This window comes from Haloterrigena gelatinilytica (assembly GCF_013342145.1).
Taxonomy (GTDB): domain Archaea; phylum Halobacteriota; class Halobacteria; order Halobacteriales; family Natrialbaceae; genus Haloterrigena; species Haloterrigena gelatinilytica.
In genome coordinates this window covers 219003-232894 of record NZ_JABUQZ010000001.1, presented here as the reverse complement: position 1 = coordinate 232894, position 13892 = coordinate 219003, and the positions used below count along the sequence as shown (strand labels likewise).

Here is a 13892-nt window from a genome sequence, read left to right as displayed (position 1 = left end):
AAATAACTTTACAATGGAAACCAAATCGGGTGTATGGCACGATCGGAGGGACGAACGATTTCGGACGGCCAGCCCGCGTCGACGCTCGCAACCGCGGGCGGAGGTGGCTAGATGGTCGACCACGAGATCTGGAGCGACGAACAGGCGACGACCACCGTCACCGTCGACGGCCACGACCTCGAGGTCGCCTACCACGAGGACGGCCCGAGCGCGGGCGGTGCGGGCGACGAGTCGCCGGTCGTCTTCCTCCACGGCATCCCGACCTGGTCGTTCCTCTGGCGGGATATCGTTCCGGCGGTCGCCGAGGAGCGCCGGACCATCGCGCCGGACATGGTCGGCTACGGCAATTCCGCGATGCACGACGGCTTCGACCGCTCGATCCGCGCCCAGGAAGTGATGCTCGAGGGACTGCTCGAAGACCTCGGTATCGACCGAGTCGTCCTCGTCGCCCACGACATCGGCGGCGGGGTCGCTCTGCGCTTTGCCGCGCACAACCCGGACGCCGTCGAGCAGCTCGTGCTCTCGAACGCCGTCTGTTACGACTCCTGGCCCGTCGAGTTCGTCTCGGAACTCGGACTGCCGTCGACGGCCGACCTCGAACGCGAGGAGCTCGAGGCCCGCCTCGAGTCGGCGTTCGTCGACGGCGCCTACGGCGAGGCCGATCCCGAGTTCGTCGCGGGAATGAAGGCGCCGTGGCTGACCGACGAGGGCCGCGTGTCGCTGGTTCGCGACGCCGTCGCGACGAACACGAATCACACGACCGAGATCGACTACGGTGCAATCGAGGCCGAGACGCTGTTGCTGTGGGGCGAAGACGACGTCATGCAACCTTACGACTACGCCGAGCGGTTGGCCGAAGATATCGACGACGCCGCGCTCGCGCCGCTGTCGGACGCCTATCACTGGGTCCCCGAGGACCGAGCCGACGACTACGGCGATCGCTTGATCGACTTCCTGAAATGAATGGACAAATAACGGTAGCGGAGAAAACGGACCGACTATATGACTGACGACGAGCAACCGAACTGGGATTTCAAGGATCGCGACATCGCTATCCTCTGTGAGCTCTCGAAGGATCCGCAGCTCTCCTCGCGGGAACTGACGAGCGTGCTCAAGGCCGAGTACGACATCGACGTCTCGCACGTCACCGTCAGCGAGTCGATCCGACGGATGCGCGACGAGGGCGTGTTCAGAGAGGCGATCATCCCCAACGAGGAGTACTACACCTTCGCGCTGTTCGAGTTCAAGTTCAACACCGAGCACTTCGAGGACGGCTGGCGCGACGCGATGGAGTACATTCAGGGCAGCAAGCACACGCTGTTTTACTTCCTCTCCGACGGAGAGTACCAGTGGAAGACCGTCATGATGTTCCGGAGCTCAGAGCAGATCTCGAAGTGGATCCACAACTGCTACAAGGAACACGGCGACGTCATCGCGAACATCCGGAACTCCTCGGTCCACAACGTGCTCAAGTTCCGGACCGATCCGCAGATCTACGAGGACTTGCGCAGCGATCAGACCGAGTAGAACGGGGTTTCGATCCCGTCTTTCCTTAACGCCACCCGATCAGCAGGGGACGGTCCCTCGCGACCGACGACCGCCGCGGATCAGCGACCGCCCGCGCCCTCGGCGCCGCCGCTCCGAAACAGCCGGTAGGTCGTCCGGCCGACGGCCGCCTCGCCGTCGGCGCCGACGACCGACACCTGCGTGACGCCGGACGTCCTGCCCGCGCGAACGACCTCCGCCTCGGCCCGGAGGTCGCCCGTCGCCGGCCGGAGGTAGGAGACGTTGAGGTCGGTCGTCGTCAGTCCGGCCTCGCTCGGGTCGTCGAACGTCGAGCGAAGCGCGAACGCGCTGGCGGTGTCGATCAGCGTGGCGACGATGCCGCCGTGGATCGGGTCGTAGCCGTCCGAACCGACCGGGTTCTCGAACTCCTCGTCGTGGTCGACGGCGAGGACTGCATGACCCTCCTCGAGAGATTCGACGCGGACGTCGAGCCACGAGAGGTAGCCGTGGCTGTCGACGAACGACTGCCACTCGGGCCAGCCGGTGGCGTCGTCCGCGTCCGTCAGGTCCTCGGGGTCCTGCATCTCGTTACTCGCCCTCGAATTCGGGGTCGCGGTCCTCAGCGAAGGCCGTCGTGCCCTCGAGCACGTCGTCGGTGCTGGACAGCAGGCCGAAGCCCTGGCTCTCCATCGTGAGGGCGGCTTCCATGCTCGCGTCCTGGCCTTCGTTCATGACCTTCTTGGCGACCTCGAGGCCGAGCGGCGGCCCGTTGCGGAGGTCGTCGACGAACGCCGCGACGGTGTCGTCGAACTCGTCGCGCTCGACGGAGCGGTTGATGAGCCCCCACTCCTCGGCGCGGTCGGCGTCGATGTGGTTGCCGCGGAAGACGAGTTCCTTCGCGCGGGTCTCGCCGAGCACGCGGAGGAGCCGTTGGGTGCCGCCGCCGCCGGGGATCAGCCCGAGGGTGATTTCGGGGGCGCCGAACGCGGAGCGCTCGGTCGCGACGCGCAGATCGCAGGCGAGTGCGAGTTCGAGACCGGCGCCGAGACAGAAGCCGTCGATCTTCGCGAGGACGGGACGGGGGAACTCGTTGACCGTCTCGAACGCGGGAGTGACGTCCATCAGGTCCGTCGGCTCGGCGTCGCTGAATTCGGAGATGTCGGCGCCGGCACTGAACGCGCGGTCGCCCGCGCCCTCGATGGTCGCACACCGAATCTCGTCGGCGTCGATCGACGAGAACAGGTCGTCGATCTCCGCGAGCAGGTCTCCCGAGAGGGCGTTCATCCGCGAGGGACGGTCCAGTTCGACCCGCAGGACGCCGTCCTCGAGCTCGTAGTTCAGGTCGTGGTAGGGACCGAGTTCGTCGTCGCCGTAGTCGTAGAAGCCCGCGCCGGCGTCCTCGCCGGTCTTCCCCTCCGCGACGAGTTCCTCGAGGTACGGGTGGGGCTCGAAGCGGTCGGCACCCGTCTCCTCGTAGCGGGTCTCGAGTTTCTCGAGGACCGTATCGAGGCCGAGCTTGTCGGCGCGCCGGCAGATGCCCTCGGGGAAGCCGAGCCCGAGCTGGACACCCGTGTCGACCTCCTCGGGCGTGGCGACGTCCTCGCCGACGAGGAAGGCGGCGCGGTTGATCATCCGGGCCTCGACGCGGAGCCAGTCGAAGTCGCCCGCGTCCTCGGGCTCGTAGTCGGCGCCGTCGCCGTCCTCGTAGTCGTAGAAGCCCTTGCCGGTCTTCCGGCCGAGGTCTCCGGCCTCGACCTTCTTCTCGGTGATCGGCGGAATCGGGCTGCCGCCCTCCTTGCGAACGTGGTAGCCGACGTCGATGCCGGTCAGGTCGGCGAGTTCGAACGGCCCCATCGGGTAGCCCCGCTCGTGGACCATCGTGGCGTCGGCCTCTCGGATCGTGGTCTCGCCGTTCGAGACCATGAACGCGGGCTCGCCGCCGAAGGGGCCGACGATGGTGTTGACGACGAAGCCGCGGACGTCCTTGCGGACGTAGATCGGCGTCTTGCCGATCGACTCGACCCACTCATAGCCCGCTTCGGCCGCCTCGTCGCTGGTGTCCCGCCCGTAGATGACCTCCACGAGATCCATCTTCACCGGCGGGTTGAAGAAGTGCAGGCCGAGCACGCGCTCGGGCGTGTCGACGGCCTCCGCGATGTCCGTGATCGGCAGACTCGAGGTGTTCGTCGCCAGCAGGGTGTCCTCGCCGGTGTACTCCTCTAAGTCGCTGAAGATGTCGTGTTTCAGGTCCAGCTCCTCGGGGGCGGCCTCGATCACGAGGTCGGCGTCGGCGACGGCCGCCTCGAGATCCGTCGTCGTGTCGATCCGCTCGAGGACCGTCTCGGCCGACTCGTCGATCAGCTCCTTCTCCTCGAGTTTCTGCAGGCTCCACTCGATGGACTCGTAGCCGTCCTCGACGAACTCGTCTTCGATGTCCCGCATCGTGACGTCGTAGCCGGCCATCGCGGTCACTTCGGTGATCCCGTGTCCCATGTTCCCCGCGCCCAGCACGGCGACGCGGTCGATGCTGTCGAGTGACATGGTCGTGGTGTCGCTCGGAATCGTCTTAATACCACCGACACTTGCTTAGCAATGTTAAGTAAGTTGTCTTCGGTTGCACAGCGCGTTCGCCGATTCCTGTTTTCGGTGAACTTCGGTAACGTTGACTCGAGTTTATCCCTACGGGCTGCGACTGACCGCCGGTTCTCTCGCGGCGGTTACTCCGCCCCACGACCGATCTTCCGCTCAACGATCGGTCAGTTCCCGAATCCGAGCCCGGACGGCGTCGGCGGAATCGTACGATTCGTCCTCGATCGGGGCGAGCACGTCCTCGAGGGGTTTCGATCCGTCCCGCGTGTCGACCTCCCGGTCGCCGTGGGCGCCGACGAGTTCGTCGGCCGTCGTCGGATACTCGCGGTTCTCGAGTTCGTCGTCGAGCGCGGGGTCGATCGGTTCGGGTTCGTCGTTGCGCTCGCGCGCTTCCTGAAGTTCTCGCTCCCGCTGGCGTCGCTCCTCGTCGTCGGCTTGCTTGTTTCGGCCCTTCTTGTCGTCTGCCATCCTCCAGATTAGGACAGCGAGCGGGATAACGCTGTGGCCGTCCGTCGCACACACGCGGCCGAGCGGTCGCGGAAGCGCATTTCTGCGCAGTCTCGTCAGTCATCATCTCACTTCGGCCCGACCATCCGACGTGCTGTGGCGCGCGCTGTCGACCGACCGAGTGATAGCGAGGGCGGTCGACAACTTCGTGTGAGGGATGAGCGAGTGAGCTTGTGAACGAGCGAATCGGCTGGGGAGGGTGTGGCGACTCACTATTGCCACGACAGCAGGGCACTTCGATTCACCCACTCTCTCAGTCAACGCACCGTTTCTTTTGATCGAAGCGCCGTCCGTTCGCAATTCTACTGATCGGCTGACTCAACGCAGACCCTCCGCGACAAACGGGGCTAGTTTCCCAATTCCGTTCCCTATTCACACCTCCTCCAGACGAACGCCGGACTGATCGCGTACGAGAGGCGCACCCACCGAAACGCGAAACTGCCGTCAGAGGCGCGACTACAGCGGTTCGGCGCCCTCGAGGATCCGCTTTGCACGCGCGGCCAGCGCCGGCACGCGGTCTTCCATCTTCGGGTACAGCGGGTTGTCCGCGTTACCCTCGAGGTGGCGGCGGAAGAACATCTCGCCGAGGCCGGCCAGCTTGTAGACCGCCAGCGTCCGGTAGAACCGCTCGTGTTCGAACTCGAGGCCGGTCAGCTCCTCCCAGCGGTCGACGAGTTCGACGCGGGTGGGGTAGCCCTCGCGCTCCATGAACCGCGTGACCAGTTCCGGGATCTCGGGCCCGGGATCCTTCGGATCGCGCCAGTAGGAGAGCATCCAGCCAAGGTCGGCCCGCGGATCGCCCAGCGTCGCCATCTCCCAGTCGAAGACGGCGTTGAGCTCCGGCGGCGTACCGGGTGCAAACATGACGTTGTCGAGCTTGTAGTCGCCGTGAACCAGCGAGTGCGGGTGGTCCTCGGGAACGTTCGCCTCGAGCCAGTCGCCGACCTCGTAGAGGTCGGGCACCTCGCGCTCGTCCTCGGTGACCTCGAACGCCCACGAGAGCTGTTTGCCCCAGCGGTCGACCTGCCGCTGGGTGTACCCCGCGGGACGGCCGAACTCGCCGAGGCCGATCTCCTCGTAGTCCAGTCGGTGGATCTTCGCCAGCGTGTCGACGAGTTCTTCGCCGATCCGCCGGCGGTAGTCGGGGTCGGCGAACCGCTCCGGTTCGTCCTCCCGGAGGACGTCGCCCTCGAGGCGCTCCATCACGTAGAAGTCGCTGCCGATCACGTCGTGGTCGTCGCAGGCCACCTTCGTCTCGGGGACGGGAACGTCGGTATCGGCCAGGGCCGCCGTCACTCGGTGCTCCCGGAGGACGTCGTGGGCGGTGTCGGCGGTCTCGCCCGGCGGCGGCCGCCGGATGACCAGGTCCTCGCCGCCCCAGGTGACGAACAGCGTCTCGTTGGAGTGGCCCTCCTGGTGGCGCTCGATCTCGTAGTCGTCGACCTCGCCGAGGTGCTCCCCGAGGTAGGCGACCAGCGCGTCCTCGTCGACCAGCCGCTCGTAGTACTCGTCGCTCATGGCGTACTGAGGGGAGCCGATACGGCGAATTCCGTCGGATCGCGATGCGCGCTCGACATTTGTGGACAGTACTAACGCGACTCTCCTTTACGAAAATAGTTTCGCTGGAAACTCTTTCTTACAATGTTCATACGATACGAGTTATCAACCCGCGTGGCTACGACGGTCGGGAGCGATTCGATCGCCGTCGCGGTTTCCGAGTGTACGGCCGATGCCGAGCCTACCTGCGTTTACGTTCCGTCGACGATCTCGAGCACCTCTTCCGGCGATTCGATCCGATAGGAGACGGCCGGGCCGTCCTCGGCGCCGAAGGCGACGCCGTGCATTCCCATCTCGTCGGCGCCCTTCACGTCGTGGTCGTACCGGTCGCCGATCATCAGCGATCGCTCGGGGGTGACGCCGGCCTTCGCGAGGGCCGTCTCGAAGATTTCGGGATCGGGCTTCGTCCGGCCGACCGCCTCCGAGGTCGTGATCGAATCGAAATGCTCGCGGACGCCGAACTGCTCGAGCATCTCCTTGCCCGCCTCGTCGTCGACGTCGCTGATGACGCCGACGTGGATTTCGCGGTCGGCGAGTGCCGCGATGGTCTCCGGAGCGCCCGGAATCGGTTCGATCGACGACTCGAAGTGCGCCTCGAAGTCGGGTTCCCACTTCTCTCGCGGCAGCTCCTCGCCGACGAGGGCCTCGACGCCCCTCGCGTACCCCTCGCGAGCCGACCGGAACTCGGTGCCGTCGCGCTCGCGGAAGTGGTCGCCGACGGCCGTCCGCCAGACGTCGACGGCCTCCTCGACGCTCAACTCGAGGCCGTGCTCGTCGACCAGCCCCTCGACGAACGCCGCGTGGGCGCCCTGCACGGACTCGAGCTCGAGGATGACGCCGCCGATGTCCCAGAAGACGGCCTCCCAGTCGGCGGGTTCGCCGTCGATCGTGCGCTCGTCGTCGCTCATCGCTCCGCCCTCCGGAGGTTCGAGCGGTCGACCTCGTCGATACTCGCACAGCCCGAGAGGCCCACCGTCAGGTCGACGTCGGCCAGCAGGTTCTCGAGAACCGCGCGCACGCCGTCTTCGCCGCCGATGCCCAACCCCAGCGCGTAGGGTCGGCCCAGCAGGACCGCGTCGGCGTCGAGCGCGACCGCGCGGAAGACGTCGCTGCCGCGCCGGATTCCGCTGTCGAAGAGGACCGGGAACTCCTCGTCGGCTTCCGTGGCGTCGTCGACCGCGTCGACCACGTTAGGTAGCGCATCGAGGGCCGGAATCGCGCCGTCGACCTGCCGGCCGCCGTGGTTCGAGACGATCAGGCCGTCCACACCGCGGTCGATCGCCTCGCGGGCGTCGTCGGGGTGGAGCACGCCCTTGAGAACGATCGGCAGGTCGGTCTGGTCGTCGAGCCAGTCGAGATCCGCCCACGTCAGGGAGGCGTCGCCGAAACACTCCTTCCACGAGCGGATCGCCGAGACGGGGTCGTCCTCGGGATCGGCCTCGAGCCGGTCCCGAAACGCGGGATCCGCGAAGTAGTTCTGCAGGCCCCGGGTCTCGAGGAACGGCAGGTAGCCGAGTTCGATGTCGCGCTCGCGCCAGCCCATCTTCGGCGTGTCGAGGGTGACGACGACGGCCTCGTAGCCCGCGTCTTCGGCGCGCTCTACGAAGCTCGCGGCGACGTCCCGGTCGGCGCTCCAGTAGAGTTGGAACCAGCCCGGGCTGTCGCCCAGTTCGTCCGCGACGGCCTCGAAGGTGTGCGAGGAGACGGAGCTCAGGACCATCGGAAGCTCGAACTCGCGGGCCGCGCGGGCGACGGCGAGTTCGGCCTCCTCGTGGAGGATTTCCTGGACTCCGATCGGCGCCAGCAGGACGGGCGCGGGGTACTCGGTGCCGAAGAGGTCGACCGAGAGGTCCCGGTCCGAGACGTCTCGCAGCATGCGGGGGACGATCTGCCACTTCTCGAAAGCCCGATCGTTCGCCCGGACCGTTGACTCGGAGCCGGCGCCGCCGACGACGTAGGCGAACGCCTCCTCGCTGAGCTCCTCGCGGGCGCGTTCGACGAGGTCCTCGTAGGAGACCGGGAACTCTGGCGGTTTGTCCTCGAGCATCCCTTGGCTGTAGACCTCCTGCTGTCGGTCCGGGCCGTACCGCGGCGCGTCGTCGAGGGGCTCGTCCGTTGGCGCATCGTCCGCCGAATCGTTCCGTGGAGTGTCGTCCGTCATAGCTGGGAGTTCGCGGGCCGTCGCCGGAGTATTCCGCGCCGACCCGCCGCTGTCCGTACATCCGTGTCACCGGTTGCCACTTACTTAACGGTGCGGTATCTATACTCACTTTTATTACCAAACTGTGCGTATACTCGGTCGAAGCTAACAATGGAAGCGAAACAGCGAGTTACGGGTGGTCGCAGATGAGTACCAAACAGTTCAGCGTCGACGGCGACGTCGCCATTATCACCGGCTCCTCGAGCGGCATCGGACGGGGAATCGCGGAGCGGTTCGCCGCGGACGGCGTCGACGTCGTCGTCTGTTCGCGCGAACAGGAGAACGTCGACCCCGTCGCCGAGGAGATCAACGAGAGCGAACGCCCCAGTGAGGCGCTGGCCGTCAAGTGCGACGTGACCGACCGCGACGCGGTCGAGGCGCTGGTCGAGGCGACCGTCGAGGAGTTCGGCGGGCTGGACGTACTGGTCAACAACGCCGGCGCGTCGTTCATGGCCAACTTCGACGACGTCTCGCCGAACGGCTGGGAGACGATCATCGACATCAACGTCAACGGCACCTACCACTGCACCCACGCCGCCGCGGAGCACTTAAAGGACGGCGGCGGCTCGGTGATCAACCTGGCCAGCGTCGCCGGCCAGCGGGGCTCGCCGCTGATGAGCCCCTACGGCGCCGCCAAGGCCGCGGTCATCAACCTGACGACGACGCTGTCCTACGAGTGGGCCGACGACGGCGTCCGCGTCAACTGCATCGCCCCCGGCTTCGTCGCCACGCCGGGCGTCGAGAGCCAGATGGGCGTCTCCGCCGACAACATCGACCGGTCGGCGGTCGCCCGCCGCATCGGCACCGTCGAGGAGATCGCCGACCTCGCGCAGTTCCTCGCCAGCCCGGCCTCGTCGTATATCGTCGGCGAGACGATCACGGCCCAGGGCGTCCCGCAGATCAGCGAAGAGCACGAGGTCTGAGCCGTCCCGCTTTCCGATTTCGTCGTTCTTCGCCACCGGTGAGCACACGCCTCAAACCGCGGTGAGCGCCCCGCTCGTCCGGAGGGCGAAGTACCCGACGAACGCGAGCGCGAGCAGCCACTGACCGACCGAGACCTCGCGGCGTTCGCCCGCCGCGAGTTTCATGATGGGGTAGGCGATGATCCCCGCCGCGATACCGTACGCGATGGAGAGGGTCAGCGGCATCGCGATGATCGTCACGCCCGCCGGAACGGCGTGGGTCGGATCGTGCCAGTCCACGTCGGCGACGTTGCCGAGCATCAGGACCGCGACGACGACGAGCGCGATGTGGGACGCGTACAGCGGGATCGCCGCGGCCAGCGGGACGATCGCGAGCGACGCGAGGAAGAGCGCGGCGACGACGAGCGCGGTCAGCCCCGTCCGGCCGCCCTCCTCGATCCCGGCCGCGGACTCGACGTAGGCCGTGACCGTCGAGGTCCCGAGCACGCCGCCGACGGTGGTCCCGACCGCGTCGGCCATGAGCGGCTTCTCCATCTCGGGAAGGTTCCCGTCCTCGTCGAGCAGCCCGCCGACCTGCGCCACGCCCGTGAGCGTCCCCGCCGTCTCGAGGAAGTCGACGAAGAAGAACGTGAGGACCACCAGCGAGACGGAGAGCGCCTCGACGTTTCGAAGGCCGTCGACGAACGCGCCGGCGAGCGGCGAGATGTCGTACTGGGGCGAGGGGATCGACGGAGCGAGCGGCGTCCCGGGATGCGGGCTCTGCACGCCGGCCGACGCGGCGATCCAGCCGGCGACGGCGGTGAGGAGGACGCCGACGATGATCGACCCGCGAACGCCGCGGGTGTACAGCCCGAAGGAGAGGAAGAGCCCGAAGACCGAGAGGAGCGCGACCGGATCGGCGCCGATCGAGCCGAGTTGCACCAGCGTCGTCTGGTCGGCGACGACGACCTTCATCTCCTGTAAGCCGATGAACGCGAGGAACAGCCCCAGCGCCGCGCCGACGGCGAACTTGACCGGCTCCGGAAAGAGCCGGATGACGTACTCTCGAGCCCCCGCGAGCGTGAGCCCCATAAAGAGGATTCCCTCGATGACGATCGCCGCGAGCGCGGTCTCCCACGGGACGCCCATCGCGCCGATGACGGTGTACGCGAAGAAGGCGTTGAGGCCCATTCCGGGCGCGAGCGCGAACGGTCGGTCCGCGTAGACGGCCATGACGAGCGTCGCCGCCGCCGCGGAGAGGATCGTCACGACGGCCAGCATCTGCACCGTCTCGGTGTACGTGGCTCCCGCGACGTCGATACCGGGCTTCTCGCCCCTCGCGGCGAGGATCGCCGGATTGACGACGACGATGTACGACATCGTGAGGAACGTCGTCAGCCCGGCGAGGAGTTCCGTTCGGAGATCCGTAGCGCTATCGTCGAGATCGAAAAGAGCGACGAGCGATTCGCGTATCTTCATTTGCTACCCCTACGGGGAAGCCGAGACGGCCATTTAGTCCCTCTGAATCGAACCGTCCGAGGGGTGCGTTCTCGTCTAGCAGCCGGCCAGAGCGGCGACGCAACGCCGCGTCTCGCCCGTCGCCTTCCGGTCACAACGCTCGGCCCGTCGGCTCCGGTTTCCATACACCCAAAAGGTCGCGTTCCGTCTGTGAATGACGATGACTACCAGAGACGTTCACCTGCCGGTCGCGGCCCAGCCGACCGTCGACTCGATCGTCGACTACACGCGACGCGCGGAGGAGGGCGGCTACGACTGCGCGTGGCTCCCCGAGACGTGGGGTCGGGACGGCGTCACCGTCCTGACGGCGATGGCCGAACGCACCGCGGAGATCGATATCGGCTCGAGCATCCTCAACACGTACTCCCGGTCGCCGGCGCTGCTCGGCCAGACGGCGGCGACGCTGCAGGAGGTCTCGGACGGCCGATTCCGACTCGGACTCGGCCCCAGCGGCCCCGTCGTCATCGAGAACTGGCACGGGATGGAGTACGGCAATCCGCTCCGGCGCACCCGCGAGACGGTCGAGATCGTTCGACAGGTGCTCTCCGGCGAGACGGTCGACTACGACGGCGACGACTTCCAGCTCTCGGGCTTCCGGCTGCGCTGCGAGCCGCCGGAGACGCGGCCGCCGATCGAGGTCACCGGGATGGGACCGAAGGCCGTCGAACTCGCGGGCCGGTTCGCCGACGGCTGGCACGGGATCATGCTCACCCCCGAGGGGATGGCAGACCGCGTCGAAGACATCGAGCGCGGTGCCGAGCTCGGCGACCGGGACCCCGACGAGGTGCAGGTCACCGCCGGCGTCACCTGTTGTGCCCTCGAGGACGCCGAGCGAGCGCGCGAACTCGCCCGCCAGCACGTCGCCTTCTACGTCGGCGGGATGGGCACCTTCTACCGGGACGCCCTCGAGCGCCAGGGCTACGACGCGGCCGGCGACGTCCACGACGCCTGGCAGGACGGCGACCGCGAGCGCGCCCTCGAACTGGTCGACGAGCACGTCCTCGACGATCTCTGTGCCGTCGGCGATCCGGAGACCGCACGGGAGCGACTCGAGCGCTACGAGGCGGTCGACGGGATCGACGCCGTCGCGGTCAGCTTCCCGCGGGGCGCCGACGAGGAGGAGATCCGGCGGACGATGGACGCGGTGGCGCCCGACGCCTGAGTCGATTCACAAGTCGGTGGCGGGTTCAGTAAGTATGTCTGCGAACTGAACGTCGGTATCTCTGGTAGGTACTGATACTGTTCGCTGGATCGTGCTGAATACATCGCGCGTCTCTTGCAGAAACAGGAGAGTTCGATCGAGGCTATTGAATTGCCGATACGGGGAGGAACTCGGTATTCGCTCGCGGACTTCAGTGATCGAACCAATCGGTGATTCCCTACACGAGTGGGCTCGCATCGTCACCGAACCCGCTCCCGTATGTCTCGACGACTTCCGTAACGGTGACCTCATACGCATCGTACCACTCCGTCCACCGCTGTTTCGCGCGTTCGTGGTCCGCATCCGCTCCAAACGACTCGAGTGCGTCCAACGACTCCCAGTAGTAGACGACGAGAACCTCCTCACTCTCCGGTGCATGCCACGTCCGCTTGCCCAGATATCCCTCCGTGTCCTCGGCTGCTGCTTGTATCGCGTCGTTCAACTCGTGGAACTCCGCGTCGTACTCACCCGGAGCGAGGCGGAACGTCACCAAATACATCAGGACGATTCACTCGTCCACGCGAACAAAACGCTTCCCCTCGGAGCAGACGACGGTTAGCAACCAACGACTCGCTGCCCCACGTCGAAGCGGGTTTGGGTTCCTGGCCACCCTCGCCGGGAACTTCACGCCTATCTTTCGCAACTGAAAACATTCCTATGAACGTCCCGCTAAATCGGGTCCGAGCGGGTCCCGTGGTGAGTATCTGATGACACGACACGATAACCAGTCCGACAGGAATCGATTCGCGACCACCGCAGTCGGCGCAGCTGAAACCGAACCGCATCCTCACAGGGATGGTACTAACGACGTCGTCCCGCCGATTCACCTTTCGACTACGTTCGAGTGGGCCAGCGGGGAGGACGGTAATGAACACGACTATTCGCGCGAGAGCAATCCGACGCGGGCAGTCCTCGAAGAGCGGTTAGCCCGCCTCGAAGGCGGCGAGCACGGGTTAGCGTTCGCCTCCGGAATGGCCGCCACATCGACGACGATGCTGTCGCTGGTCCCCCCGGGAGGCCACGTCGTCTCCTCGGACACCATCTATAGCGGAACCGAAAAGCTCCTCACTGAACACATGGCCGGACATCTCGGCGTTGACGTCGACTTCGTTGACGCCCGCGACCCCGGCAACGTCGCCGATGCAGTCGACGCGGACACTGACTTGATCTGGGCAGAGACGCCGTCGAACCCCTTGATTAGGTTGTGCGATATCCGAACGATAGCCGACATCGCCGATGACCGCGATGCGCTGTTCAGCGTAGACAGTACCTTTGCGAGTCCGTACTATCAAACCCCACTCGAACTGGGTGCTGACGTCGTCGTTCACAGCACTACCAAGTATCTCAACGGGCACTCCGACTCGATCGGCGGTGCCGTTATCACCGACGACAGTGGGGTTTTCGAGCAATTAGCGTTCGCGCAGCGGGTCGGGCTCGGGAATATGCTTTCGCCGTTCGACTGCTACCTCGTTGCGCGAGGCATCAAGACGCTGCCCGCGCGGATGGAACATCACGAGCGGAACGCGATGGCAGTTGCCCGGTTCCTCGAAAGCCACGATCGGGTCGCTCGTGTCCACTATCCGGGTCTCGAGAGCCACCCGCAACACGAGCTCGCGAGCGAGCAGATGTCGGGGTACAGCGGGATGCTGTCATTCGAGTTCGACGGGACACTCATCGAACTCGAGGCGTTCATCGAGGGGCTTGAGGTATTCACCCCGGGAGCGAGTCTCGGCGGGGTCGAGAGCCTTGTCGAGGTACCGTCACTAATGATCCCAGACGAGTTCAGTCGTAGTGAGGAGTCGGCGGAGATTCCCGAGACGCTGGTCCGAGTATCCGTTGGCCTCGAAGACGCCGATGACCTCTGCGAGGATCTCCGGACGGCGCTACCGTAGGTGTACGTTCCCCTTCCACC

At 66.1% G+C, this 13892-nt stretch carries 13 protein-coding genes; 5 read left to right on the top strand and 8 right to left on the bottom strand.

What is annotated here, in order from left to right; all coding sequences use genetic code 11:
• Positions 1-111 precede the first annotated feature (111 nt).
• Entirely contained in the window at positions 112-963 is an 852-nt protein-coding gene (locus tag HTZ84_RS01145) for an alpha/beta fold hydrolase (RefSeq protein WP_174678999.1), read from the top strand.
• A gap of 39 nt (positions 964-1002) precedes the next feature.
• Positions 1003-1527: an Lrp/AsnC family transcriptional regulator gene (locus tag HTZ84_RS01140; RefSeq protein ID WP_174678998.1), complete on the top strand. Its 525-nt coding sequence runs from the start codon at positions 1003-1005 to the stop codon at positions 1525-1527.
• A gap of 80 nt (positions 1528-1607) precedes the next feature.
• Here the strand turns inward: HTZ84_RS01140 and HTZ84_RS01135 are convergent, their stop codons facing one another.
• The 6 genes from HTZ84_RS01135 to HTZ84_RS01110 form a co-directional block, all read right to left on the bottom strand.
• Positions 1608-2090, bottom strand: coding sequence for a PaaI family thioesterase (locus HTZ84_RS01135; protein WP_254611686.1), 483 nt, complete (start codon positions 2088-2090; stop codon positions 1608-1610).
• A 4-nt stretch (positions 2091-2094) separates the two neighbouring features.
• A complete protein-coding gene (locus HTZ84_RS01130) occupies positions 2095-4047 on the bottom strand; it encodes a 3-hydroxyacyl-CoA dehydrogenase/enoyl-CoA hydratase family protein (protein WP_174678997.1) in 1953 nt (650 codons plus the stop codon).
• 204 nt (positions 4048-4251) lie between these two features.
• Complete coding sequence (locus tag HTZ84_RS01125) at positions 4252-4563, bottom strand: DUF5789 family protein (RefSeq protein ID WP_174678996.1); 312 nt, start codon at positions 4561-4563, stop codon at positions 4252-4254.
• A 495-nt stretch (positions 4564-5058) separates the two neighbouring features.
• Positions 5059-6120, bottom strand: coding sequence for a phosphotransferase family protein (locus HTZ84_RS01120; protein WP_174678995.1), 1062 nt, complete (start codon positions 6118-6120; stop codon positions 5059-5061).
• A gap of 230 nt (positions 6121-6350) precedes the next feature.
• Entirely contained in the window at positions 6351-7067 is a 717-nt protein-coding gene (locus tag HTZ84_RS01115; protein WP_174678994.1) for an HAD family hydrolase, read from the bottom strand.
• The gene (locus HTZ84_RS01110) at positions 7064-8320 is read right to left on the bottom strand and encodes a lactate 2-monooxygenase (protein WP_174678993.1); all 1257 of its coding nucleotides are present in this window, start codon (positions 8318-8320) and stop codon (positions 7064-7066) included. Before HTZ84_RS01110 ends, HTZ84_RS01115 begins: the two co-directional genes overlap by 4 nt.
• Before the next feature lie 185 nt (positions 8321-8505).
• On the opposite strand from HTZ84_RS01110, the gene HTZ84_RS01105 reads away from it, so the two are divergent.
• Positions 8506-9282, top strand: coding sequence for an SDR family NAD(P)-dependent oxidoreductase (locus HTZ84_RS01105; RefSeq protein WP_174678992.1), 777 nt, complete (start codon positions 8506-8508; stop codon positions 9280-9282).
• Positions 9283-9333: 51 nt separating this feature from the next.
• On the opposite strand, the gene HTZ84_RS01100 is transcribed toward HTZ84_RS01105, so the two are convergent.
• The gene (locus HTZ84_RS01100) at positions 9334-10740 is read right to left on the bottom strand and encodes an NCS2 family permease (RefSeq protein WP_174678991.1); all 1407 of its coding nucleotides are present in this window, start codon (positions 10738-10740) and stop codon (positions 9334-9336) included.
• 199 nt (positions 10741-10939) lie between these two features.
• On the opposite strand from HTZ84_RS01100, the gene HTZ84_RS01095 reads away from it, so the two are divergent.
• The gene (locus tag HTZ84_RS01095) at positions 10940-11941 is read left to right on the top strand and encodes a TIGR04024 family LLM class F420-dependent oxidoreductase (protein WP_174678990.1); all 1002 of its coding nucleotides are present in this window, start codon (positions 10940-10942) and stop codon (positions 11939-11941) included.
• A gap of 217 nt (positions 11942-12158) precedes the next feature.
• On the opposite strand, the gene HTZ84_RS01090 is transcribed toward HTZ84_RS01095, so the two are convergent.
• The gene (locus HTZ84_RS01090) at positions 12159-12479 is read right to left on the bottom strand and encodes an antibiotic biosynthesis monooxygenase family protein (RefSeq protein ID WP_174678989.1); all 321 of its coding nucleotides are present in this window, start codon (positions 12477-12479) and stop codon (positions 12159-12161) included.
• Between the two features lie 208 nt (positions 12480-12687).
• Between HTZ84_RS01090 and HTZ84_RS01085 the strand changes: the two genes are divergently transcribed.
• Positions 12688-13872, top strand: a complete 1185-nt coding sequence (locus HTZ84_RS01085; RefSeq protein WP_174678988.1) for a trans-sulfuration enzyme family protein — start codon at positions 12688-12690, stop codon at positions 13870-13872.
• The last annotated feature ends 20 nt before the right edge of the window (positions 13873-13892 follow it).